The 23,267-nt window shown below is 43.7% G+C and carries 24 protein-coding genes; 9 read left to right on the top strand and 15 right to left on the bottom strand.

Annotated elements, in window-relative coordinates:
• Positions 1 to 734: 734 nt before the first annotated feature.
• The 3 genes from F995_RS00650 to def all read right to left on the bottom strand — a co-directional run bounded on the left by F995_RS00650 (position 735) and on the right by def (position 3,928).
• Positions 735 to 2,822, bottom strand: coding sequence for a TonB-dependent copper receptor (locus F995_RS00650; protein ID WP_004644877.1), 2,088 nt, complete (start codon positions 2,820 to 2,822; stop codon positions 735 to 737).
• A gap of 72 nt (positions 2,823 to 2,894) precedes the next feature.
• On the bottom strand, positions 2,895 to 3,305 hold the full coding sequence (locus F995_RS00645) for a DUF2946 family protein (RefSeq protein WP_004644876.1): 411 nt from the start codon (positions 3,303 to 3,305) through the stop codon (positions 2,895 to 2,897).
• A 92-nt stretch (positions 3,306 to 3,397) separates the two neighbouring features.
• Positions 3,398 to 3,928, bottom strand: a complete 531-nt coding sequence (gene def / locus F995_RS00640; protein WP_004644875.1) for a peptide deformylase — start codon at positions 3,926 to 3,928, stop codon at positions 3,398 to 3,400.
• A 120-nt stretch (positions 3,929 to 4,048) separates the two neighbouring features.
• On the opposite strand from def, the gene F995_RS00635 reads away from it, so the two are divergent.
• The 3 genes from F995_RS00635 (at position 4,049) to F995_RS00625 (ending at position 7,045) form a co-directional block, all read left to right on the top strand.
• Entirely contained in the window at positions 4,049 to 5,203 is a 1,155-nt protein-coding gene (locus F995_RS00635; protein WP_004644874.1) for a LysM peptidoglycan-binding domain-containing protein, read from the top strand.
• Between the two features lie 91 nt (positions 5,204 to 5,294).
• Positions 5,295 to 6,434, top strand: coding sequence for a DNA-processing protein DprA (gene dprA, locus F995_RS00630; RefSeq protein WP_004644873.1), 1,140 nt, complete (start codon positions 5,295 to 5,297; stop codon positions 6,432 to 6,434).
• Positions 6,435 to 6,475: 41 nt separating this feature from the next.
• Positions 6,476 to 7,045 (top strand): L-threonylcarbamoyladenylate synthase type 1 TsaC, encoded by a 570-nt coding sequence (locus tag F995_RS00625; protein ID WP_004644872.1) that lies wholly within the window; start codon positions 6,476 to 6,478, stop codon positions 7,043 to 7,045.
• A gap of 445 nt (positions 7,046 to 7,490) precedes the next feature.
• Here F995_RS00625 and F995_RS00620 read toward each other — a convergent pair whose 3' ends face one another.
• Positions 7,491 to 8,387 (bottom strand): DMT family transporter, encoded by an 897-nt coding sequence (locus F995_RS00620; RefSeq protein ID WP_004644871.1) that lies wholly within the window; start codon positions 8,385 to 8,387, stop codon positions 7,491 to 7,493.
• A 190-nt stretch (positions 8,388 to 8,577) separates the two neighbouring features.
• On the opposite strand from F995_RS00620, the gene F995_RS00615 reads away from it, so the two are divergent.
• The 3 genes from F995_RS00615 to F995_RS00605 all read left to right on the top strand — a co-directional run bounded on the left by F995_RS00615 (position 8,578) and on the right by F995_RS00605 (position 11,181).
• Entirely contained in the window at positions 8,578 to 9,123 is a 546-nt protein-coding gene (locus tag F995_RS00615) for a glutathione peroxidase (protein ID WP_004281007.1), read from the top strand.
• A gap of 324 nt (positions 9,124 to 9,447) precedes the next feature.
• A complete protein-coding gene (locus F995_RS00610) occupies positions 9,448 to 10,047 on the top strand; it encodes a hypothetical protein (RefSeq protein ID WP_004644869.1) in 600 nt (199 codons plus the stop codon).
• 141 nt (positions 10,048 to 10,188) lie between these two features.
• The gene (locus F995_RS00605) at positions 10,189 to 11,181 is read left to right on the top strand and encodes a pirin family protein (protein ID WP_004644868.1); all 993 of its coding nucleotides are present in this window, start codon (positions 10,189 to 10,191) and stop codon (positions 11,179 to 11,181) included.
• 48 nt (positions 11,182 to 11,229) lie between these two features.
• On the opposite strand, the gene F995_RS00600 is transcribed toward F995_RS00605, so the two are convergent.
• The gene (locus tag F995_RS00600) at positions 11,230 to 12,606 is read right to left on the bottom strand and encodes an NAD-dependent succinate-semialdehyde dehydrogenase (RefSeq protein WP_004644867.1); all 1,377 of its coding nucleotides are present in this window, start codon (positions 12,604 to 12,606) and stop codon (positions 11,230 to 11,232) included.
• Between the two features lie 363 nt (positions 12,607 to 12,969).
• On the opposite strand from F995_RS00600, the gene F995_RS00595 reads away from it, so the two are divergent.
• Positions 12,970 to 13,443 carry a hypothetical protein gene (locus tag F995_RS00595; protein ID WP_004644866.1) on the top strand — a complete coding sequence of 158 codons (474 nt, stop codon included), beginning with the start codon at positions 12,970 to 12,972 and terminating at the stop codon, positions 13,441 to 13,443.
• Between the two features lie 216 nt (positions 13,444 to 13,659).
• On the opposite strand, the gene F995_RS00590 is transcribed toward F995_RS00595, so the two are convergent.
• The 10 genes from F995_RS00590 to F995_RS00545 form a co-directional block, all read right to left on the bottom strand.
• Positions 13,660 to 14,079 carry a F0F1 ATP synthase subunit epsilon gene (locus F995_RS00590; protein WP_004644865.1) on the bottom strand — a complete coding sequence of 140 codons (420 nt, stop codon included), beginning with the start codon at positions 14,077 to 14,079 and terminating at the stop codon, positions 13,660 to 13,662.
• A gap of 27 nt (positions 14,080 to 14,106) precedes the next feature.
• Positions 14,107 to 15,501, bottom strand: a complete 1,395-nt coding sequence (gene atpD, locus F995_RS00585) for a F0F1 ATP synthase subunit beta (RefSeq protein WP_004644863.1) — start codon at positions 15,499 to 15,501, stop codon at positions 14,107 to 14,109.
• Between the two features lie 26 nt (positions 15,502 to 15,527).
• Positions 15,528 to 16,397: a F0F1 ATP synthase subunit gamma gene (gene atpG, locus F995_RS00580; RefSeq protein ID WP_004644862.1), complete on the bottom strand. Its 870-nt coding sequence runs from the start codon at positions 16,395 to 16,397 to the stop codon at positions 15,528 to 15,530.
• 89 nt (positions 16,398 to 16,486) lie between these two features.
• Entirely contained in the window at positions 16,487 to 18,031 is a 1,545-nt protein-coding gene (atpA, locus tag F995_RS00575; RefSeq protein ID WP_004644861.1) for a F0F1 ATP synthase subunit alpha, read from the bottom strand.
• Between the two features lie 45 nt (positions 18,032 to 18,076).
• The gene (locus F995_RS00570) at positions 18,077 to 18,613 is read right to left on the bottom strand and encodes a F0F1 ATP synthase subunit delta (protein WP_004644860.1); all 537 of its coding nucleotides are present in this window, start codon (positions 18,611 to 18,613) and stop codon (positions 18,077 to 18,079) included.
• A 12-nt stretch (positions 18,614 to 18,625) separates the two neighbouring features.
• On the bottom strand, positions 18,626 to 19,096 hold the full coding sequence (locus F995_RS00565) for a F0F1 ATP synthase subunit B (protein ID WP_004280990.1): 471 nt from the start codon (positions 19,094 to 19,096) through the stop codon (positions 18,626 to 18,628).
• 39 nt (positions 19,097 to 19,135) lie between these two features.
• The gene (atpE, locus tag F995_RS00560) at positions 19,136 to 19,381 is read right to left on the bottom strand and encodes a F0F1 ATP synthase subunit C (protein ID WP_000424060.1); all 246 of its coding nucleotides are present in this window, start codon (positions 19,379 to 19,381) and stop codon (positions 19,136 to 19,138) included.
• An 85-nt stretch (positions 19,382 to 19,466) separates the two neighbouring features.
• Positions 19,467 to 20,342, bottom strand: a complete 876-nt coding sequence (gene atpB / locus F995_RS00555; RefSeq protein WP_004644859.1) for a F0F1 ATP synthase subunit A — start codon at positions 20,340 to 20,342, stop codon at positions 19,467 to 19,469.
• A gap of 110 nt (positions 20,343 to 20,452) precedes the next feature.
• A complete protein-coding gene (locus tag F995_RS00550) occupies positions 20,453 to 20,845 on the bottom strand; it encodes an ATP synthase subunit I (RefSeq protein WP_004280982.1) in 393 nt (130 codons plus the stop codon).
• A gap of 174 nt (positions 20,846 to 21,019) precedes the next feature.
• The gene (locus F995_RS00545) at positions 21,020 to 21,856 is read right to left on the bottom strand and encodes a metal ABC transporter solute-binding protein, Zn/Mn family (protein ID WP_004280981.1); all 837 of its coding nucleotides are present in this window, start codon (positions 21,854 to 21,856) and stop codon (positions 21,020 to 21,022) included.
• A 146-nt stretch (positions 21,857 to 22,002) separates the two neighbouring features.
• On the opposite strand from F995_RS00545, the gene F995_RS00540 reads away from it, so the two are divergent.
• Together F995_RS00540 and znuC are read left to right on the top strand one after the other, a co-directional pair.
• Positions 22,003 to 22,500 carry a transcriptional repressor gene (locus F995_RS00540; protein WP_004280980.1) on the top strand — a complete coding sequence of 166 codons (498 nt, stop codon included), beginning with the start codon at positions 22,003 to 22,005 and terminating at the stop codon, positions 22,498 to 22,500.
• Positions 22,482 to 23,264, top strand: a complete 783-nt coding sequence (gene znuC, locus F995_RS00535; protein ID WP_004644858.1) for a zinc ABC transporter ATP-binding protein ZnuC — start codon at positions 22,482 to 22,484, stop codon at positions 23,262 to 23,264. The genes F995_RS00540 and znuC overlap by 19 nt, the downstream gene beginning before the upstream one ends.
• Positions 23,265 to 23,267 lie beyond the last annotated feature (3 nt).

The raw sequence follows: 23,267 nt of genomic DNA, 5'->3' as shown, positions 1-23,267 counted from the left end.
AGGGTGCCAATCTTGGCTCATCAATTTTCTGACAAATATTTCTCAAATAAACTTCGAGTAATTTCTACCATCAATCAATGAAAATAATTTCGATCAATCAATCAGTAAAAATCCACACAAGTTGTTCTTCATAATCTCTTAATGATCTTCTTGTTGGTTCGTCACCAGCAAGCTAGGTCGGCTATATTACTCTCTATCTCTAGAAAGTCAACCAGTAATGAAAACTATTTTTAAACTTATCAAATAAAACCCAACCCAATCAAACTTAACTAAGTCACTGTTTTATCAGAAGTTTTAGTCTTCATCACCGCCGATGGATGTGCATTCTACAGCATTTCAGAGCCCTTGCAACACTTCTTGCAAAGATTTTTTATCATGTGTTTATTTTTCAAACCAATAAAAATATAAGTAATTGTTATATATAGTTAATTTATTTTCATTATTTTTGAATTTTATTGAGCACATCCAACAAAACCCATCCATAAACACAATAAGATATTGTTTTATTTAAATTTAAATTATAAAAATCTTTATTACATGACTTATATCGTTCAATTCACATTCTATTCTTGTTTGATTCTTCAGCAACTTGGCGTTTATATACACAAAACTTGTTTTATTGGGTCTTCTTCCAAGATACATAGGCCCGATTTAAATATGGAAAATTTATTGCAACGCTAAAAATTAAAAAGCCATCGCTATTGAGCAATGGCTTTTGGAGTACTGAGGAACAATTAGAATTTCATACTGACACGTGCCCAGTAATTACGTCCCATATTATTAAACTGCTCAGTTGTTGGTAAACCTGTCCCGGAAGTACCCATTTTATTTAAGTGCTCGGTATAAGTCCGGTCTAGAACATTATCGACTCCGACTGATACATCCACGCTATCCATAACATGGTAGCTACCGTTTAAAGACAAAATACCAAAGCCTGCGCTCTGCTTATTGTCATAACCAACGATATTACCTTCGTTAAGACTGATCCGGTTTTGACCATCCACTACACGCCATAGCAATCCAAAATTATATTTGTCTTGAACATAGCGCAAGTTAACACGGGCTTCTAAAGGTGAAATTTGTGGCAACGGCGTATTGTCTGTGGTGTTTTCGCCCCAAGCATACATGGCACTGATATCTGTCTGAATTGCATCAGTAAACTGATAACCAATTCCAGCTTCTGCGCCTGCAATGGTTGCATCGATATTTCTTGAATCCGCACTATTCATTTTTGCTGGCTGCATTTCTCCCATATCATTACCCATAGGATGACCATGCCCAGAGTTTGCAGACTTAGGATAAGTCATCAGAATAAAATCCTGAATCACACCGGCATAAGTTGATACCCAAGAATTAAACGCGCCATGATGATGTTGATAACCCAGATCGAGTTGTAAGGTCTTTTCTGTTTTCAGTTGCTTAAATGTATTTGCAGTTATTCCATGATAATCGGTCTTAAATAATTCCCAATAATCAGGCACACGCTCCACATACCCCAGTCCGATATAGGTTTTACCATCATCATGTTCTGGATGGGTATTTTCAAAACGAATGAAGCCGCTTGGCAAGGTTTCCTGACGGGTTTGTCCAGTTTTTAAGGCATCAATCTCCACTTGATCGACCCGCACACCAGTAACCAATTTGTTGTTATCACTTAGTTCATGACTTAGCTCAGCAAAAGCTCCATATGACTGGAATTTCATATCTGGAGTGAGCGGCATATTCATGCTTGTGGATGTCATTCCTCCAGCATGCGTATTGCGCTGAGAATCCATCCCGGCAATCAATTGGTTTTGATCCCATTCACTCGTTATCGCCATACGGGTATTTAAAGTACGGCGTGTAACCTGCATTTCAGAGGGTGCTGGCTGCATGTTATGAGTATGCTCATCATGCTTCATCGGCACTGGACGCAGGCTAAAATTATCCATGATGTGGTCGTTATAGTTATAGTTGATCTGTGCCTCAACTTTCTGAATTACATCAGTCAGGTTTTTCTTTTCAACACGTAAACCCAGACTTTCACGGGCAAACTGTGATCCATCCATATCACGACCGGCATAAACTGCTTCACCATCCGCCTTACCACCCGTCAGCTCTACCCAGGTATCTGTATCTGGAGTCCAGCCCAATGTCAGATCCGCATTCCAGCGCTCCCAGTCTGAAGGCACAGTAGTTCCATCACCATCTTGATAACTACTCGATACCGAACGATTGGTATTGAGTCGGATATATTTCTGTTCATCGCCTGCTGCGACTTCCACATTATGATCAAGACGTCCGAAAGATCCCATCAAGACACTGGCCTGACCGCGATAGTTTTGATCTTGATCAAACTGCTCCGGTGTACGTTCGAAAATCACTGTGGCCGCAGAGCCAGTATTGGCATACTGAACCGTTTGCGGTCCTTTAATCACCGAAATACGGTCATAGCTTTCCGGAGAAATATAAGAGGTTGGCGAATCCATACGACTTGGACAGGCGCCCAGGTTTTCGGTGCCATCGGTTAGGATCTTAATTCGTGAACCAAACATCCCACGGAACGTCACATCACCATTGGTGCCGGCACCGCTATTGACCGAACTAAAGCCAACAATACTTTGCAAATAATCCGCACCATCACTGGCAGGAATCGGTTGAATCGGCTGTTTTGGATCAGCGCGGACAATCAGCCCATTGGCATCATTACCTGCTGCCGATGTCACCACAATCGGGGCCAAAGTCTGAACCGGCATGGCATCATTGGCCATCACCACCGAAGAATAACAAGCAACACAAATCGCAGCCGCAAGTGGCTGTAAAGAAAATTTAGGCTGAGCCATTTCTCTATCTCACTAAATACATAAATTAGGCACGGCTTGAGTCAATACCAACCCAAGCTGAAAAATGCAGATTTATGCAGGCAGTGGTGGCGCTCGCCCCTGAGGAATTAAGAAGAGTTGCTGAAGGACAAACCAGACATGCTTAAAAGTTTTTTGATAAGCAATTAAACGGACATGAATCCGGTCAAGTACCTGTTTGATGTCCAGATCAGGCGGTAAAACTAAATTGGCATGAACCTTACAGTACTGACACTGATGATTGGCATCATGATGATCATGTTGAAGATGATCAGATTGGATAAGGTGGCTATGCTCGCCAGCACTATGCTGCGCATGAGCATCTGTCGCGATAAAAAGCGCACGCGTGATGGTTTCACAGACCGGAGCAACCTGATATTGCTTCGGTAACAAAGGCTGTAAAAATACAGCAATCTGTAGAAACACAGCTGCAAATGCAAATAGCAGCCCCGCGCGTAAAAACACAGGCTATTCCTAAAATATGCTTATGTTGATTATAGCAAAGCCCAATCAGAATTGGGCTTTGCTAGACCATTTAAATAAACTTTAAAATGATCCTAGCGCTTCACTGCCACCTTGTCTTTATTACGCTGGCGTACCAGTTTTTCCACTTTTTCACGTGCACGTTGACGTTTTAATGGCGATAAATAATCGACAAATAATTTGCCATTTAAGTGATCCATTTCATGTTGGATACACACAGCGAGAAGTCCGTCAGCATCGAGCTCAAATGCTTGACCTTCCAGATTAATTGCCTCAATTTTTACGCGTGACGGACGATCAACTTTATCGTATATTTGAGGAACTGATAGACAGCCTTCTTCGTAGGGCTGCGTTTCTTCAGTCAATGGTGTGATTTTGGGGTTAATAAACACCATCGGTTGATCTTTATTTTCAGACAGATCCATAACAATCAGCTGAATATGACGATCCACCTGAGTCGCGGCAAGTCCGATACCTGGTGCTTCATACATGGTTTCAAACATATCCGCAGCGAGCTGACGAATTTCATCAGTCACTTCTTCGACAGGTTGTGCAATGGTACGAAGACGGGGATCCGGGAAACTTAAAATAGGTAATAAGGCCATACTGCGTCCTCAATTATGCCATTGATCAAAAAACCAAATGAAGGGAATGCTTCATCAAAAAAATGTGTGTAAGATCGTTATTATAACGCAACTACGCACATAATTTTAGGAATTATGATAATGAAAAAGGTTTTGAAGGGCATGCCATTTTTTAGTGCCTTGGGGTTTAAAAATCAGATGCTGGCACTTGCCGTTTGTGTCGGCGTCAGTATGGGGACCATTCATTCTGCCGAGGCAGCACCTGCACGCAACGTCAATCCACCGGCATTAAAAGCCAATGCACCGAACGTTTATGTAGTGAAAAAAGGCGATACGCTTTGGGATATCTCGAAACGCTTCCTGAAAAATCCGGTACGTTGGCCGGAAATCTGGGCCAGTAATAAGCACGTGAAAAATCCACATTGGATTTTCCCGGGTGACCGCCTGCTGATGTGTGATTACCAAGGCCGTCCGATTATTGGTAAAGACGAAGGTGATGGTTGTGAAGGTATTATCAGCCGCTATCTTGGCAGTACTTCTCTGCAACCCCAGATTCGTGTTGAATCTTTAAATAATACGATTCCCGTGATTCCGCTTGAACATATTAAGCAGTGGCTGGAACGCTATACCCTTCTGGCGCCTGATTCAGTTCAGGGCACACCCTACATTCTCGGAACTGCAGATCAGCGCGTACTGGCTGGCAAAGGTCAGAAAGTCTATGCACGTGGTCACGGCCTGGTAGTGGGTCAACGCTATGCGGTGTATCGTGAAGCTGAACCGTATGTATTTACGGATGCAAATGGCAAGAAATATACGTCTGCACTCGAGCTGCAACAGGTGGCATCTGGTATTGCGGTACGTGGCGAAGGTGATGTCACCACACTTGAACTGACAGATAGTTACAATGCAGAAGTACGTCGTGGTGATCGCGTCTTGCCTGAATACGATCCAATGTTACCGACCCTGTTCTATCCGACCAATGCAGAAAATATTGCTGCCGGTGGTCAGATTGTGCGTGTATTGGGGTCGATTGGTACAGCAGCACGTCATAGTGTCGTCACCATTGACCGTGGTACGGCACATGGGGTCCAGACGGGTCATGTCTTTAGCGTGAATCAAAAAGGTGAAGTGGTGACTGATCCGAAAACCAAAGAACGGGTGCAATTACCGGGCGAGCGTATTGGTCAGGTCATGGTATTTAAAACCTTCGATCAATTGAGCTACGCTTATGTGCTGGAAAGTGAATTACCAATCAAGGTTGGTGCCAACATTCAGCCGCCACTATTAGAAGACTAAGCTTTTAAACGGGATGATGTGGATTGATCGGCATCATCCCTCTTGTTTGAACTCATACCCATAATAAGAAGACACCGAAATAGGTCTCACCATGTTGAATACATTGTCGACAGCGCAAATCCATGCCATTACGCTGTGGTATTTACTGCAACACTCCCTCAGCAGCTTTTATAAAATCAGTCAGCATTATGCAGACCTCGCCCATGCAATTGATGGTTCTCAAACCGAAACCTGGCGTAAGTTGGGCATTCATAAAAACCACATTCAGCGCCTGCAAGATTTCCAGTCAAGTGAGTCGCAGCTCCATTTTCAGCGCAGTCTTGAGCAGATCCAGTTGCACAGTGACTTTGTGCTTTTACATACAGATGCCGAATATCCACAGCAATTGAGCCATTATGCGCATAAGCCGCCAATCCTGTTCGGGCAAGGGTATGCAGATCAATTGCTGCAACCGCAAATCGCGATTGTGGGGAGTCGCAAGCCCAGTCTGCACGGCCGGCAAGTCGCTTATGACTTTGCTTTTTATTTGAGTGAACAGGGTTTTTATATTAATAGTGGCCTGGCACAAGGGATTGATGAAGCCGCACATCAGGCCGCATTACAACATCGGCGAACGATTGCAGTGATGGGCACAGGCATTGAACAGACCTACCCTGCTGCCCATCAAACACTACGTCAGCAAATCATCGAACATGGAGGTACGGTCATTACTGAGTTTTTGCCATTTACTCCCCCCTTACAGCAGCATTTTCCACGGCGTAACCGAATTGTCAGTGGCTTAAGCCTCGGGGTGATTGTGGCAGAAGCCGCCTTGAAAAGCGGTTCATTGCTGACCGCACAATGGGCAGCGGAACAAGGCAAGACCACATTCGCCATCCCGGGGCATATTTACAGTGAACATCACCAGGGCTGTCACCAACTGATTCGTGAAGGTGCGATTCTGATTGACCATCCACAGCAGGTCATCGAAGAACTGGCGCTGGCCACGCAATGGCAAGCTTTGGAAAACACCACCAAAACGAAAGTTATTGAAGCAACATCACAGCAAATTCCACCGCATCTGCTCAGTCTGTATAATCAGCTGGACTGGGTGGGACAGAGTTTGGATCAACTGGGAACGCAGGTTCAGCAAGAGGTATCTGCTTTGACCAGCCAACTCATGGAACTGGAGTTACTCGGTTTTTGTACCCAGCAAGCCGGCCTCTATCTACGTTGTCGGATTCTCAAATAAGGTTCACAATAGCGCTTTGTTGTTTGATATAAGGTATCCACATGATCACTACCTCTGTTGCCGAAGCAGCAGCATGGCTTAAAGATGGACAAGTCTTGGCATATCCTACAGAGGCTGTTTGGGGCTTGGGTTGCGACCCCTATAATGAACAGGCATTTCATCAGATTTTAGAATTAAAACAGCGCCCGATTGAAAAAGGCGTGATTCTGCTGGCAGCTCATCTTTCACAGGTAGAACATCTGTTGCAGGATTTAAGCGAAGAAATGCGTGAAAAAGTGATTGAATCCTGGAACCATGAAAGACCTGCTGATCGCGCGACCACCTGGTTACTTCCTGCAAATAAAGACATTCCTGACTGGATTAAAGGTCATCATCCTAAAGTAGCCGTACGTGTAACCACTCACCCACTCTGTGTGGCACTGTGTCAGGCCTTTGGCGGTTTTATCGTTTCGACCAGTGCCAACCCTGCCGGCATGGAACCTGCCCGCTCACTTCAGGATGCGATCCGCTATTTTGACCAGAACCTGAATTATCTAAATGGTGACCTCGGTTTAAGTCAGCAACCAAGCCGGATCATTGATGCAGTGACTGGCGCAATTATTCGTGACTGAGTCCTGTCTGATTTAGTCGGGACACTCAAGCCCGACTAAAGTTTTAAGACAAAAAAAAGCTCAGCCATATAGGGATGGCTGAGCATAAAAAAGGATGTGCATAAATCACATCCAGAGGGTTCAGAAAATCTCTGGGAGTCTGATAAAACAAGGATTTTCTTGCTTGATCATTCTCGATGGGCGCATTATGAAAGAAACTGAGTACAACGACAAGTACAATAAAACAATCAAATAATACATATTATCTATTAATAGAAAACATTTTTTGACCAATATTCAAAATATCTTGCTCTTTCTATTCTCTTTTTAAAATAAAACGATATTTTTCTATTTGTTTTAACATTTGAAAATTAGCATTTAAAAGGGGATTTCAATTAAAAAAGTTTTGATCAACCGCTCAATATTTAATCAGACAAAATTCTTAATTAGCTCTTTTAATTCCTGATTAAGCGGATCTTCCGGGATATTGAGCCCAGAGGATTCCAAGTAAAATGATGCCACCGCCGATACTGTGATACATGGTCCACGCTTCACCCAGCCACAAATATGCGACTACTGCAGTAAAAACCGGCATCAGATTCATAAAAATACTGCTGCGATTGGGACCAAGTTGCTGCACAGCCATCATCCAGAATAACGGCGCGGCAATGGATGGGAAAATTCCGGCATAGATAATGCTGGCTGCATTAGCATGATTGATGCTGTCCAGACCTAAAATCAATACCAAAGGAATATGATAGAGAAAGGCCATAAAAATCTGAATATACAGGCTCACTAAGAGTGGAATCTGAATCTGCCATTTTTTCAGAAACACGCCATAACAGGCATAGAAAAATACTGCGATCAACATCAACAGATCGCCAATATAACTTTCACCAACAGTTAAAAACTGTAAACCCTGCCCTTGTGCCATGACATACATCAAGCCAATAAAAGACAGAAGACTCCCCAGCACTGCAGCCTGTGTTGGGCGAATCCTTAAAACAAAAATACCCACGATAATGGTAAAAATAGGAATAAAGGCATTGATCAGGCCCATATTGGTTGCAGTGGTATAGTGTGCCGAACTATAAGCCAACCCCTGATAAAGCACCATTCCCAGCGCACTCAAAACAGCAAAATGCCCGAGATATGGACGGATCTCCGGCCACGCTGCTTTGACTTTGGGCAACATGAATGGAGTTAAAATCAGTAAGGCCAAGGCCCAGCGGTAGAAACTGATACTGATGGGAGAAATATAATCTGCCACATAGCGGGTGACAGTCATATTCAGAGACCAAATCAAAACTGCGGCCAGTGGTAAGGCCATGGCCCACCAGACTGCCTTTTGTTGCTGTGTCATACTTTCATCCATGAGTCGCTGGTCTTGTTATTAAGCTATGCGTATTCGCGCATCCTAGCATAATAGATTTTTCACATAATATTGAGGCAATTTGCAGCTTTAAGTAACTGAGCTCACCTGTTTTTACTTGTACTGAAAGCGAATACCCGTTAAAACAAATACCGTTCAGTCGTAATAAACAGGAAATCTAATGACTCGCTCTGTATATGACATTCCAGTCAAAACCATTGAAGGAACAGAAACCACTTTAAACCAGTACCAAGGTAAGGTTTTGCTGGTGGTTAACGTCGCATCTAAATGTGGCTTGACGCCGCAATATGAAGGCTTACAAAAACTGTATCAGGACAAAAAAGCGGAAGGTCTGGAAATTCTTGGCTTCCCTGCCAATAACTTTTTGGAACAGGAACCGGGTAGCGAAGCCGAGATTCAGGAATTCTGTTCAGTGAATTATAAAGTCGACTTCCCGCTATTTGCTAAAATCTCTGTCGCGGGTGAAGACAAGCATCCTTTATATACCACCCTTACGCAGGCTGTACCGGAACGTATCGGTGAAGGTCCTTGGTGGAAAGATCTAGTCGATTATGGCCTAACCCCAAACCAGCCACCAGAAGTACTCTGGAACTTTGAAAAATTCCTGATCAATAAAAATGGTGAAGTAGTGGCGCGTTTTGCACCAGACATCACTGCGGATGATCCACGGATTGTCGATGCAGTGAATGCAGAACTTGCAAAATAATTCTCGATTATTCTCATAAGCATCAAGCTTGAAATAAGTATCTATTTTCTTGGTAGATACTTATTTTTTTCAAAACTGCTATTTAGCTAAATTGAGATTCACCGGACATATCTTTAAAGTAATTGCAGGCTAAAAAAGCCAATTCGGTGAGAACAAAGTACTTCTTTACCAGCTTTTAATAAACTTTTTCCTGTTTTTAAATAATGAAATATTCGGAACCCAGAAGAATTGTTATGAGTTTGCAACAATCTTTTTTATCTCCATAGTTTGTCCTTATATTAGATACTATTAAAATTCCATCACCTGTATCGAGACCCTGATTCCATGTCCAAGATTCTTGCCAATGCTGTCCTTCCTTTCGCATTATTTAGCTCTGGAATTTTACTGATGGGCTGTGATCAGGCTGTCGAAGCACCGGCTGAACAGGCAGATACCACGACCTCAGATCTGGAACCAGCCTCTCAGCAACAGAGCTCAACAGCGCAAACCGAGCTTAAATCGGGCAATATGTTTTATATGGTTCGTGATGTAGCCGACTTGCAGCTCAAGGCCGGCAGTTATGTCGAACAGTTAAAACAGACCCAGACCGAACTGCAAACGGCGGTCGAAGCCAAGGATACCCAGCAACTGCAGTCCACTGCGACTCAGCTTCAACAGCAACTCAGCAGTTTTAATCAGGTGCTGGGCAACCTGAACTTGAAAAGCCAGGAAATTGACCAGATTCGTGACAACATCATGACCGCCAACCAGCAAGTTCTGGCTTCTCCTCTTTTAAACGGTCAGGTGGATTTCAGCCAAGTGAACTTGAAAAAGATTGAATCGCAGATGGTTAATGTGCAATCCGAAATGGTCAAACTGGCCGGCTTGCTGATCCAGAATCCAGATCAGGAATCAGAGAGCAATACTGATCAGGACAATACTTAAAATACCTAAAAATCTCATTTTGAGGCGATTGATCGAAACACATCTTCCTCAATCGCCTTGCAGGCTATACACTGTTATGGATTATAAAAATTATATTTAGATCAAGAATTTTCATCTAATCAGATCATCAGGAGTTCAATCATGTCGAATTCAGTGCTGTATTCTGTGGTTTCAGTGACATCCCGGCTTGATCTGAAAGATCCTTTTATTTTTACCGTTCATCATCAAGATCATTATCCACAAGGCAATGCCGAATTAGGCCCAGTTTCCCCGCCACAGCAGCATGAATATGACATGTATTATGGCGAGAGTATTCCCGGTTTTCCGGAGCATCCGCATACTGGCTTTGAAACCATTACCATTGTCGAGCGCGGTTATGTCGATCATTTTGACTCGCTTGGAAATTCGGGACGTTATGCCGCAGGTGATGTGCAATGGCTGACCACTGGCAATGGAGTACAGCACTGCGAGATGTTTCCTTTGGTTCATCAAGATCAGGACAATCCGCTGGAGCTGTTTCAAATCTGGCTCAATTCCTCACCGGAGCAGAAAAAACAGCCTGTCGATTATAAAATGTTTTGGCGTGAACAGATTCCGCATGTATTTTCAGCAGATACGGCCGGACGTAAAGCGGATATCCGGGTCATTTCAGGACAATTTAAACAGACTCAGGCACTGGACCGCCCGCCACATTCATGGGCAGCCCTTCCAGAGAATCAGCTCAATATTTATTTAATCACTTTAGGGCCTGAAGCAGAATTAACCATTCCTGCCACTACTGCTACTGCAACGCGTTTTTGTTATTTTTATCAGGGCAAAAGCCTGGAACTTGAAGGACAGAAGATAGCGCCAAAGCATCTACTGGAACTTAAACCCGATGCAGATATTCAGCTCAAAGGTGGGCTGCTGGAATCACATATTTTATGGCTGGAGGGTGAACCGATCGGTGCACCAGTTGCCACACATGGGCCTTTTGTTTTGAATAGTGCGCAAGAGCTAGATACTGCTTTTCGCCGTTATCGCGAAACTCAGTTTGGGGGCTGGCCTTGGCCAAGTGCTGAACCGTCATTTCCACCAGAACACCCACGTTTTGCCAGTTATGAAGGCGGCAAACGTGAAGAATATCCAGACTAACCAAACAAAGAAGCCACTGAATAGTGGCTTCTTTGACATTAGATCGTATTATTTTTTCGGGCTTTTGACGACGACCAGTTTTTTCTGCACAAATTCTCTGAAACCATCAATCGACAGTTCATGCCCATAACCGGAATTTTTGATTCCACCAAATGGCAACTCAGGTGTGGTGTCAGTAAACCAGTTGATCCAGATCATGCCTGTTTCCACCCGTGACGCCAGTTTTTTGGCACGCTCGATATCCTGTGAATGAATCACGCCACCTAGGCCATAATTGGAATCATTGGCAATTTCGACAATCTCATCATCATTCTTCGCCACATAAATTTGCGCCACCGGACCAAAAAATTCTTCATACCAAGCTTCATTTTCACGCGTGATATTTTCCAGAATGGTCGGTGCATAGAAATTGCCTTGATGTTCTACAGCCTTACCGCCAGTAACTACGGTCGCACCTTGTGCTACGGCCTTTTCGACCTGCTTGCTGAGTTTTTCCAGTGCGTCTTTTGAAGACAGCGGTCCTAAAGTGGTTTCAGGATCGAGCGGATCACCCAGTTTTAACTGTTCAAAAGCTTTCAGCATGCCGGCCTTGAATTGTTCGGCAATTTTTTCATGCAAGATAAATCGCTTCGCCGCTGTACATACCTGCCCGGCATTATTGACACGCGCCTGACAGCCTAACTTGATCGCGCGTTCCAGATCTGCATCATCGAGTACGATAAATACATCATTACCGCCCAGTTCCAGCGTTGATTTTTTAAGATGTTTTCCGGCCTGTTCAGCGACTGCACTGCCCGCACCTTCTGAACCTGTGAGTGCTACACCACGCACACGCTTGTCTGCAATTACTTCAGCGACCTGATCACTGCTGATAAATAGATTGGTCCAGACACCTTTGGGTGCGCCTGCATCCAACACCAGTTGCTCAAAGGCTTCGGCACATTGCGGCACAATGCCGGCATGTTTTGCCAGAACCGGATTACCAATCGCACAGTTCGGCGCAAAGACCCGCATCAGTTGATAAAACGGGAAATTCCACGGTTCTACCGCCATGATAATACCCAGTGGATGATGCTCAACCCAGGCCTCACCCAGTTCCGTTTCATAGGATACGGGCGCTAAAAATTCTTTGGCATGATCAGCATAATATTCTGCAATTTTGGCGCAGGTTTCGATTTCACCTTCACTCTGCTTGATCAGTTTTCCCATATCCAGCGTCATGAGCTTAGCCAGTTCAGCTTTTTGCGCTCGCATATTGCTGGCCAATTTGCGCAGTACTTCAATACGGGTATCGACCTGTTGTGACCATTCTGACTTTAGGATTTTTTCTGCGGTATCGAGTGCATGTTGAATATCTTGATCGCTATGCGATGGGTAGTCTTTCAATTTTCGATTGGTAAATGGATTAATAGATTGATAAGCCATGGTTTTCCCTTTTTTCAATTATAAGTTTTGCCTGTTCTAAACTTCTATCGTATTAAGCTATAACAAGCGAAATCTGTTCGAATCATTTAACTTATCACTGATTTTTTTATGGCGTGTGCAGGTTTACAGATTGGTTCAAAACATTACTGAGAAAGGGTAAAAGTTATATCGAGTGGTACAAATTAAAATTTATTTAAGAATCGGAAATGTAAAACCAACACTCTCAAGATCGATACTTGCAAAAATTCCAAGCTAAAACAAATAATCTAAATCAGCTGTTTTAAGGTGATGCTAAAAATATAAATTTCAAATTTTCAGGTGTGTAGTACATTATTCTATATAGTAGAAAAAAGAAAATTCATAATGAGTCAAATACCATCTAATATCATTCAAACAGCAGAAAACTATTTTGATAATACAGTTTTAGAAACGACTGATACTATTTTTCAAGAAATTTTAAAAGCTTTTCCAATAGCATCTTCAGGTTTAGCGATTTATAAAGTTTTCAGAAGCTATAACGAAAAGCAAAAATTAAAAAATATCCTGGAATTTATAAAGGAAGGTGAAAAGTTAGCATCAGGAACATTACTAAAAATCTTCAAGAATCAAAACAACTTAGAAATAGGTGGTGAATTACTCAATGCTTTAGATAAAGTCTATTTAATCCATCAATCTAAAATGCTCGCTCGTTTAGCTCTTTTATATGATGCGAAAGAAATAAATCGTGAAAATTTTTTAAGATATGCTCATATTATTCCTCAATTTACATCGTTTTTATTAGAAGGGTTAGAAAAAGCCTACTTATCATTTGAAATGAACAAATCCAAGAAGGATTAGTACCTTACGAATAATGAATGTAACTTTTCAGCATCTGAATTAGAAAAGTTTGGTTTTTTGTACGTAGTAGCTACATTTGGTTCTGGCAATAATTATGGTAGAGAAAAAGACTTAATCTTTTTTTATGAACACATATATAAAAACAAACATGATAAGAACCTATGAACCATAAAAAAACCACCCTTTCGGGTGGTTTTTTCAATCTCAAACCGTCTCTTATTGAGCGCGGTTTTTGATTTTGCGGATCGTTTCCAACTGTGCAGCAGTTTCTGCAAGAGCAGCCAAAGCAGCAGCAGAGTCCAAATCGCTCTTTTGATTCGCAAGCAATGCTTCAGCGTGTTTACGCGCTTCAACAATAGCTGCTTCATCTAAGTTTTCTGCACGGACTGCAGTATCTGCAAGAACCGTAACAACATGCGGTTGAACTTCTAGAACACCACCAGATACATAGATCAACTCTTCTGTACCGTTTTCCAAAATAACGCGGATCGCGCCAGGTTGGAGCAAAGTTACCAACGGAGCATGGCCAGGCATAATACCTAACTCACCGCCAGCACCTTTTGCAATTAGCATAGTTATAGTGCCTGAGTACAAAGACTCCTGAACACTTACAACATCACATTGCATAGTCGCCATGAGAATCTCCTAAATTAGAGTAGCTAATTAAAGTTTCTCGGCTTTAGCAATAACTTCGTCAATACCACCAACCATGTAGAACGCTTGTTCTGGGATGTGATCGTATTCACCAGCTAGAAGACCTTTAAAGCCACGAATCGTTTCTTTAAGAGATACTAATTTACCAGGAGCACCAGTAAATACTTCAGCTACGTGGAACGGTTGAGAGAAGAAACGCTGGATTTTACGCGCACGGTAAACAACCAGTTTATCTTCTTCAGCAAGCTCGTCCATACCAAGAATCGCGATGATGTCTTTAAGCTCTTTATAACGTTGCAATACGTTCTGTACAGAACGTGCAATTTCATAATGCTCTTGACCAACAACTAACGGATCTAACTGGCGTGAAGTTGAGTCTAGTGGATCGATCGCTGGGTAAATACCAGAAGATGCGATGTCACGGCTCAATACAACAGTTGCGTCTAAGTGAGCAAATGTTGTAGCAGGCGATGGATCTGTCAAGTCATCGGCAGGTACGTATACCGCTTGGATTGACGTAATAGAACCAGACTTAGTCGATGTAATACGCTCTTGAAGAACACCCATCTCTTCTGCAAGTGTAGGCTGGTAACCTACTGCAGATGGCATACGACCTAGAAGTGCTGATACTTCAGTACCCGCTAGTGTATAACGATAGATGTTATCTACGAACAATAGTACGTCACGGCCTTTACCGTTTTCGTCTTTCTCGTCACGGAAATATTCAGCCATAGTCAAACCAGTCAACGCTACGCGTAAACGGTTACCCGGTGGCTCGTTCATCTGACCGTAGACCATTGCTACTTTGTCTAGAACGTTAGAATCTTTCATTTCGTGATAGAAGTCGTTACCTTCACGAGTACGCTCACCAACACCAGCAAACACAGATAAACCTGAGTGAGCTTTCGCGATGTTGTTGATCAATTCCATCATGTTTACAGTTTTACCAACACCGGCACCACCGAACAGACCAACCTTACCACCTTTCGCAAACGGGCAAAGTAAGTCAATGACTTTAATACCAGTTTCTAAAAGGTCAGTAGAAGCCGCTTGTTCTGCATAAGAAGGCGCTTGACGGTGAATTGGTAAACGCGCTTCAGTCGCAACAGGACCAGCTTCGTCGATCGGGCGACCAAGAACGTCCATGATACGGCCTAGAGTCGCTGTACCTACTGGTACAGAAATCGGCGCGTTAGTGTTAGTTACGTTCAAACCACGCTTAAGGCCTTCAGTAGAACCCATTGCAATAGTACGAACTACGCCATCACCAAGCTGTTGCTGAACTTCTAAAGTAGTTTCAGTACCATCTACTTGGAGAGCGTCATAGATCTTAGGAACGCTATTGCGTTCAAACTCGACGTCGATAACCGCGCCGATGATCTGAATGATACGACCGCTATTCATTGCTGTCTCCTCAATTCAAAATAATGTTAAACGGCAGCGGCACCACCAACGATCTCAGAAATTTCCTGAGTAATCGCGGCTTGACGCAGCTTGTTATAAATAAGTTGCAGGCTCTTAATGATCTCGCCTGCGTTGTCTGTCGCTGCTTTCATAGCGACCATACGTGCAGACTGCTCACATGCGATGTTTTCAATCACACCTTGATACACCACAGACTCGATATAGCGAACCAACAAGCCATTTAAAAGCTCTTCAGCTTCAGGCTCGTAGATATAATCCCAACCGTATTGACGGTTCAGATTCTTGTCTTCTTCAGCAGCAGCCAAAGGAACAAGTTGTTCGATCTTTTGATTTTGAGTCATGGCATTGACAAAGCCGTTTGACACTAGATAAATACGATCTAACTCGCCTTTATCATAAGCATCCAACATCACCTGTACAGAACCAGATAACTGCTCAAGACTTGGAGCATCGCCGACTTGCGTCGTCGCACCAAGCACTTTACCGCCGTAGTTTTTAAAAAACGAAACCGCTTTTTGACCAATTAAAGCAAATTGAACTTCAATTGACTGCTCTTGTTGCTGTTGAACGTGTTTAACCACTTTCTTGAACAGGTTAATGTTCAAACCACCAGCAAGGCCACGATCTGAAGACACAATGATATAGCCAACGCGCTTAACCGGGCGTTCAACCATATAACGGTGTTTATATTCAGGATTCGCTTGGACCAAATGAGCAATTACACGGTGCATATTTTCGGCATACGGACGGCCTTGAGCCATGCGCTCTTGCGCACGACGCATCTTAGAAGCTGCTACCATTTGCATCGCTCGAGTAATCTTCTGCGTGCTCTTGATACTAGCTACTTTGGCGCGAATTTCTTTTAAATTTGCCATACGCTTAACCTAGTATTCGAAAGCCCTTGCGAGCTTCCGAAGGTTGATTCCGTGAACCAAACCGACACTAAATTCAACAGAGGTTGAAATTAGTAAGTTTGAGTCGCTTTAAAGCTTTCAATACCTGCTTTGATTGCAGCTTCGATGTCTTTGTTGTAATCACCAGAGGCATCGATTTGTTGCATTAACGCAGCATGTTCTGAACGGAAGTAAGAAATCAACGCAGCATCAAAGTCTACGATTTTCTTAACGTCTACGTCAGCCATGTAGCCTTCGTTAGATGCATAAATTGAAACAGCTTGGTCAGCAATTGAGTAAGGAGCATATTGTTTTTGCTTCATTAACTCAGTTACACGTTGACCATGTTCAAGTTGCTTACGAGTTGCTTCGTCAAGATCAGAAGCGAACTGAGCAAATGCTGCCAATTCACGGTATTGCGCCAAAGCAGTACGGATACCACCAGACAATTTCTTGATGATCTTAGTTTGCGCTGAACCACCAACACGAGATACAGAGATACCCGCGTTCACAGCAGGACGAATACCTGCGTTGAATAATGATGTTTCAAGGAAGATCTGACCATCAGTAATCGAAATTACGTTGGTTGGTACGAATGCAGATACGTCACCCGCTTGAGTTTCAATAATCGGCAATGCAGTTAATGAACCAGTTTGGCCTTTAACTTCACCGTTAGTGAATTTCTCAACGTAGTCAGCAGATACACGAGAAGCACGTTCAAGTAGACGCGAGTGTAGATAGAACACGTCACCTGGATACGCTTCACGACCTGGTGGACGGCGTAAAAGCAATGAAATTTGACGGTAAGCAACAGCTTGCTTAGACAAGTCATCATAAATGATTAACGCATCTTCACCGCGGTCACGGAAGTATTCGCCCATTGTACAGCCAGAATACGGAGCTAGATACAGCATTGCTGCTGGATCAGCTGCAGCTGCAGCTACAACAGTTGTATACGCCATAGCGCCAGTTTCTTCTAGCTTGCGTACCACGTTAGCGATAGTCGATTGTTTTTGACCGATTGCTACGTATACACATTTAATGCCAGAGTTTTTCTGAGCGATGATCGCGTCGATCGCCATTGCTGTTTTACCAGTTTGACGGTCACCAATGATCAACTCACGTTGACCACGGCCTACAGGGATCATTGTATCTACTGATTTATAACCAGTTTGTACAGGTTGATCCACTGATTGACGCCAAATTACGCCTGGTGCTACTTTTTCAACAGCATCAGTTAATTTTGCATCAATAGGGCCTTTACCATCAATCGGGTTACCCAAAGCATCTACTACACGGCCTAAAAGTTCTGGACCAACCGGAACTTCTAATACACGACCTGTGCAACGCGCTTTTTGACCTTCTTGAAGGCTTAAGTAGTTACCTAAAACAACGACGCCCACTGAATCCTGTTCTAGGTTCAGTGCCATACCGTAAAGGCCGCCGTCGAATTCGATCATTTCACCGTACATAGCGTCAGCTAAGCCGTGAATACGCACAATACCGTCGGAAACCATAACAATGGTTCCTTCGTTCTTAGCGGTTGCGCTGGTGTCCAGATCGCCGATACGCTGTTTAATGAGCGCACTGATCTCGGATGGATTCAGTTGTTGCATTGCGCTATACCTCAATCTTTTTAAAGTTCAGTCTTCTAAATGCAATTAAGCAAGAAGACGAGTACGCATTTTTTCAAGCTTGTTAAGCGCAGAATCATCTATCACTTGGTCGCCTGCACGAATAACTACACCAGCAATCAGCGCTGGGTTAACTTCTACAGAAACATTTACCGCCGCTTCGAATTTTTTCTCTAATGCGTGAGTAAGAAGTTGTTCCTGTACAGAAGTCAATGGGAATGCTGATTCAATCACAACATCCACAGTATTGTTATTCTGTGATTTAAGCTGCTCATATTCTGCTGCAATCTCAGGAAGAAGAACCAAACGGTTATTCTCTGCAAGCAATGTCAGGAAGTTAGACACTGCTGCAGTTTGGTCTTCACCTAAAACTTTCGCAAAAAGAGCCACCTGCTCAGCAGGTGTAAGCTCAGGGCGATTTAGATAAGCTGAAAATGCTTCGTCTTGCACCGCAGCACTGAGCAATTCAAGTGCTGTTGACCAAGAGTCAGTTGCACTTTGCTCAGAAGCGTAAGCAAATGCTGCTTTAGCGTATGGGCGTGCCAACGTCAAGAGTTCAGCCATAATCCGCCTCTCTTAAAGTTTAGCAGCCAGCTGAGTCAGCATGGCATTGTGAGCTTCTGCATCAACTTGCTGGCTAAGAATTTTCTCAGCACCAGTTACTGCAAGAGCAGCCACTTGTTGACGCAATTCTTCGCGAGCAGCATTGATTTCAGTATCAACAGCTTCTTTAGCCTGTTGACGAATACGCTCACCTTCAGCCGCAGCTTGGGTACGCGCTTCTTCGATCAATTGTGCACCACGACGGTTCGCTTGTTCGATCAATTGAGCCGCTTGTGCTTTTGCCGCGTCTAACTCAGCTTTCACTTGTGCTTGCGCATCTGCAAGGTCAGCCTTCGCTTTTTCAGCAGCATTTAAGCCATCAGCGATTTTACGCTGACGTTCACTAATCGCATTGATTAGTGGTGGCCATACAAACTTCATGCAGAATGCGACAAAAATCGCAAACGCAATCGCTTGGCCAAACAATGTGAGGTTGATATTCATTGCAAATTCCTCAAATAGTGAATTTCGGAATTAAGCTGATTAACCTACAAATGGATTAGCGAAGATGAAGAACAAGCCAATACCAACACCGATCATAGGCACAGCATCAAGAAGACCCGCGATTAAGAACATACGAGTTTGAAGTTGTGGAGCCAATTCTGGTTGACGAGCTACAGCTTCAAGGAAACGGCCGCCTAGAAGACCAAAACCAATCGCAGTACCTAAAGCACCGAAAGCGATCAAGATAGCAGATGCAATTGCAACTAGACCTAAAGTGAGTTCCATGATAATTCCTCAGAGGTTAGGTTTTATACCAAATTAAGTTAAAAAATTGTGTGCCCAACCATCCGTTGACAGTTAGGCAATACCATTAATGCTTTTCGCTTGCCATACTCATGTACACGATAGTCAACATCATGAAAATGAATGCTTGTAGCGTAATAATCAAAATGTGGAAAATCGCCCAAGGCACAGACAACGCCCACTGGATCCAGAACGGTAATAACGCGATAAGAATGAAGATTAACTCACCCGCATACATGTTACCGAACAGTCGTAGAGCCAATGAAACTGGTCGCGCCAAGAAAGTAGTCAATTCCAACAATAAGTTGAATGGAATTAAAAGCACTTTAGCAACTGGATTACTTGGGTTAAATGGGTTCAGTGCTAACTCACCAACGAAGCCGCCAACACCTTTCTCACGAATACTATAGAAAATAATTAAGAAGAATACAGAAATAGACATACCGAGGGTAATGTTTGGATCTGTAGTCGGAACAATTTTAAAGTAAACCTGATGAGGGTCTACACCCAGCATAGAAGCAATCGCGTGTTGAGCTACATAAGGAATAAAGTCAACAGGGATCAAATCCATCAAGTTCATGAGGAAAATCCACACGAAAATGGTTAATGCTAAGGGTGCAATTAATCGAGACTTCCCGTGGAAGGTATCACGTACACTTGAATCTACAAACTCGATAATCATTTCAATTGCAGACTGGAACTTGGTAGGAACACCAGCATTAGCTGCTTTCGCAACCAACCAGAACAACAAACAGAAAATCAGACCCAGTCCGATAGACCAACCCATTGAATCCAAGTGAATAGCAGTGAACCCCATCTGTTGAGCTTCAGCACCGCTCTCGGCCAATTTCCATGTACCGTCCGGCATTTTGCCATAGGTCATGTTGGTCAAGTGATGCTTGATATACTCGGTCGAAGTAAGGGCATGTTCTTCAGCAGCCATAAATCACACCTGGTCAATGTCAAAAAACTAATAGAACAAACGAATATCGCGTGCTGCTTGATATCTCGCCTGCTTCTGAAAAACTTTTCAATTTCTTGTTGTGCTTATACTCATTTTTGTAGACGTGACGCCCAAAACGGAGCGACCCACGACATGGCTTGAACAAGTATAAAACCACAAAACAACGCCACCGCTGACAACGGTTTAACATTGCTTAAAATTAAAATGAAACCAACAATCACAATGGCAAACTTTCCCATCAAGCCTTTATACATGTTCGAAAGAACTTGTTTAGACGCGCGGGCTCCTGCTGCTCGAAACGATTGCCACGAAAAATAACAAGTCGCGAGCCAACATACCAGTGCACCTAATGCTGCACTCAAGGCTGCGGTTGAGTCTTTCACGACCCAGCCGATCAAGGCTGAAACAGGGATCATACAGGCTTGCAGGAGGACCAAAGCTTTCGCTAATCGTCGGTCAATCAAGCGACTAGTTCGGCTCATTATTTATTCACTCACAGCAATCATGCTTGACAAGTTTAACAGGTGATTATTTTTAATCGCAGGCATTATAGAGTTACACCCCTGAACATGCAATCTTTTCCCGACCTTAGTCGTGTTTTTTTAAATCGGGTCACTGCTGTTAAACTAATCAAAATCTGTCTATTTTTTAAATCATTAGCGTGCATTTAGTACACATTTCTGGGTTTCGGCGGCCAATTGCTGCCAAGCCTGCACAAAGTCCCCTGCCCCGCTCATGCTTTCATCGACATGCTGGAACAGTACCGGATTGAGTTTGCGGTACTGGTTTTCACTGGCATGACCTTCGGCCAGCAGACACATTTTGCGCTGTGGACGATGATCCTGTAAAAACTTGATTTGCGCCACCGTTGGTGAAACATGTGGATCATCGGTCAATGCCCCCATGAATTTTAAATTGAGTGGGCGCTCAAGATACTGGTAGGCATCGTGATAAGACCAATAAGGTTTGGCTTTGTTACTTGAACTATAACGCTGAGCCGTAGCAAACATGTTTTGTGCAAAGTCACGGGCATTTTTCCAGTAGCGTTCACGATGTTCCGGCAGTTGTTGCGAACGTAACGCCGCAATAAAGAAGCCAATCCGTACGGCATTATTCGGATCGAGCCAGACATGCGTGTCTACCGTATTTTTCAAGGCCTCGCCACGCGGATTACGCATCGGCAAGGTGGTCAATATCCCCGAGTCTAACAGTGCAATGCCTTTATTACTTTCATTCAGCACTTTGGCCAAGGGTGCTTCATGCGCCTGACCCAGCCAGATCACCAGACCTGCATTCTGAATAGTTTTTCGATGCGCCGGAGTCAGACTCACATCATGTCCACTTTGGTTGGCCAGCAATAAAGTCGGCTGTTCCACACCTTGGGTAATTTTCTTGGCAATCAGATAGATCGGCTGCGTAGACACCACCAGACTTTGTGACCAACTGAGTGTACTGAACAATGCCAGCAGACTGATTGCAAGGAGACGGAACATGAGTAGAAATCACTTAAAAACGATAAAATCAGGAAGTGTTATAATATAACAAAAATACAAAAATACCTATGCCTAATCGAAACTCAGAACGCTTCATGTTAAGATTTGAAATCTATTAATTTTCAGTTTCGCACTTGAGGTGAACTATGGGTTCCTGTTCGCACGAACACCACAACGCATTGCACGGCGTGCACGACCATCCCAATGTCGCACAACGTCTTGCTGAAGCGGAAAGTCTTTGTGCAGCAAGCGGCGCACGCCTTACACCTTTACGTAAAGAAGTGCTGGAACTCATTCTAAATGCGCATGGCCCGATGGGCGCCTATGATCTGCTGGCACAAATGAAAAATGCCAGTGATCGTCCTGCAGCCCCACCAACGGTGTATCGCACTCTGGATTTTTTATTAAGCAAAGGGCTGATTCATCGCCTGACCTCGATCAATGCCTATATCCCCTGTTGCCATCCGCGTGAAGGTCATCAGGCTGCTTTTTTAATCTGCACCGAATGTAAAGCCGTGAAAGAAGCGTCGGCTCAGGGCTTACTCGATCAACTCGATGCACTGGCCAGCTCGGACGACTTCACGGCACATCACAGCATTATCGAAATTTCAGGAATTTGTCAGCAGTGCCGCAACAAAGCTTAAGTGCCTCTCCCTTGATTCAGCTTTCCAAGATCTGGGTCAAAATCGATGAGCGCGATATCTTAAAAGCCATTGATTTCTCGTTACAAGAGAAAGAAATTGTCACACTGATTGGTCCCAATGGTGCTGGTAAATCGACCTTAATTAAAGTCATGCTGGGCATTTTGAAACCGCAATCAGGTGAGATCAAGACTGCGCGCAAACTCAAATTCTCTTATGTGCCACAGAAATTCAATCCCTCACATAGCTTGCCGCTACGGGTGAAAGATTTATTGGCACTAGAAAAGTGTCCGTCCGAGATTAAAACCGAAATTATTCGCGATACCGGCATTAGTAAACTGCAAGATTCTAAAGTGCAGCAGTTGTCTGGCGGTGAACGTCAACGGGTGCTACTGGCCCGCGCCTTATTACGCCAGCCGGATATTTTAGTCCTCGATGAACCGATGCAGGGTCTAGACATTCAGTCCGAAGCTGAACTGTATGAATATGTGCGTAACTTGCCGGAAAAATATGGCTGTGCCGTACTGATGGTTTCACATGACCTGCAATGGGTGATGCAAGGTACGACTCGGGTCGTGTGCCTGAACAAGCATATCTGCTGTAGTGGCCTGCCGGAAAGCGTGCAGCAACATCCCGAATATCAGGCGATTTTTGGCACCAATCGGGTGTTCTATCAACATCATCATGATCATTGCGCGCACGGCGATTCTGCCACCCCCTGTCAGCATGATTCACGCCCTCATATTCACCCCGAGCCGGAAGCTTAAACC

This window comes from Acinetobacter sp. CIP A162 (assembly GCF_000367905.1).
GTDB lineage: Bacteria > Pseudomonadota > Gammaproteobacteria > Pseudomonadales > Moraxellaceae > Acinetobacter > Acinetobacter lwoffii.
The sequence above is the reverse complement of the archived record's forward strand: the minus strand, read 5'-3'. Positions and strand labels throughout refer to the sequence as shown.

Coding starts and splice junctions, on each gene's coding strand:
- F995_RS00650 (WP_004644877.1), bottom strand. CDS start 2,822: ATGGCTCAGCCTAAATTTTCTTTACAGCCACTTGCGGCTGCGATTTGT.
- def (WP_004644875.1), bottom strand. CDS start 3,928: ATGGCCTTATTACCTATTTTAAGTTTCCCGGATCCCCGTCTTCGTACC.
- F995_RS00635 (WP_004644874.1), top strand. CDS start 4,049: ATGAAAAAGGTTTTGAAGGGCATGCCATTTTTTAGTGCCTTGGGGTTT.
- dprA (WP_004644873.1), top strand. CDS start 5,295: ATGTTGAATACATTGTCGACAGCGCAAATCCATGCCATTACGCTGTGG.
- F995_RS00625 (WP_004644872.1), top strand. CDS start 6,476: ATGATCACTACCTCTGTTGCCGAAGCAGCAGCATGGCTTAAAGATGGA.
- F995_RS00620 (WP_004644871.1), bottom strand. CDS start 8,387: ATGACACAGCAACAAAAGGCAGTCTGGTGGGCCATGGCCTTACCACTG.
- F995_RS00615 (WP_004281007.1), top strand. CDS start 8,578: ATGACTCGCTCTGTATATGACATTCCAGTCAAAACCATTGAAGGAACA.
- F995_RS00610 (WP_004644869.1), top strand. CDS start 9,448: ATGTCCAAGATTCTTGCCAATGCTGTCCTTCCTTTCGCATTATTTAGC.
- F995_RS00605 (WP_004644868.1), top strand. CDS start 10,189: ATGTCGAATTCAGTGCTGTATTCTGTGGTTTCAGTGACATCCCGGCTT.
- F995_RS00600 (WP_004644867.1), bottom strand. CDS start 12,606: ATGGCTTATCAATCTATTAATCCATTTACCAATCGAAAATTGAAAGAC.
- F995_RS00595 (WP_004644866.1), top strand. CDS start 12,970: ATGAGTCAAATACCATCTAATATCATTCAAACAGCAGAAAACTATTTT.
- F995_RS00590 (WP_004644865.1), bottom strand. CDS start 14,079: ATGGCGACTATGCAATGTGATGTTGTAAGTGTTCAGGAGTCTTTGTAC.
- atpD (WP_004644863.1), bottom strand. CDS start 15,501: ATGAATAGCGGTCGTATCATTCAGATCATCGGCGCGGTTATCGACGTC.
- atpG (WP_004644862.1), bottom strand. CDS start 16,397: ATGGCAAATTTAAAAGAAATTCGCGCCAAAGTAGCTAGTATCAAGAGC.
- atpA (WP_004644861.1), bottom strand. CDS start 18,031: ATGCAACAACTGAATCCATCCGAGATCAGTGCGCTCATTAAACAGCGT.
- F995_RS00570 (WP_004644860.1), bottom strand. CDS start 18,613: ATGGCTGAACTCTTGACGTTGGCACGCCCATACGCTAAAGCAGCATTT.
- F995_RS00565 (WP_004280990.1), bottom strand. CDS start 19,096: ATGAATATCAACCTCACATTGTTTGGCCAAGCGATTGCGTTTGCGATT.
- atpE (WP_000424060.1), bottom strand. CDS start 19,381: ATGGAACTCACTTTAGGTCTAGTTGCAATTGCATCTGCTATCTTGATC.
- atpB (WP_004644859.1), bottom strand. CDS start 20,342: ATGGCTGCTGAAGAACATGCCCTTACTTCGACCGAGTATATCAAGCAT.
- F995_RS00550 (WP_004280982.1), bottom strand. CDS start 20,845: ATGAGCCGAACTAGTCGCTTGATTGACCGACGATTAGCGAAAGCTTTG.
- F995_RS00545 (WP_004280981.1), bottom strand. CDS start 21,856: ATGTTCCGTCTCCTTGCAATCAGTCTGCTGGCATTGTTCAGTACACTC.
- F995_RS00540 (WP_004280980.1), top strand. CDS start 22,003: ATGGGTTCCTGTTCGCACGAACACCACAACGCATTGCACGGCGTGCAC.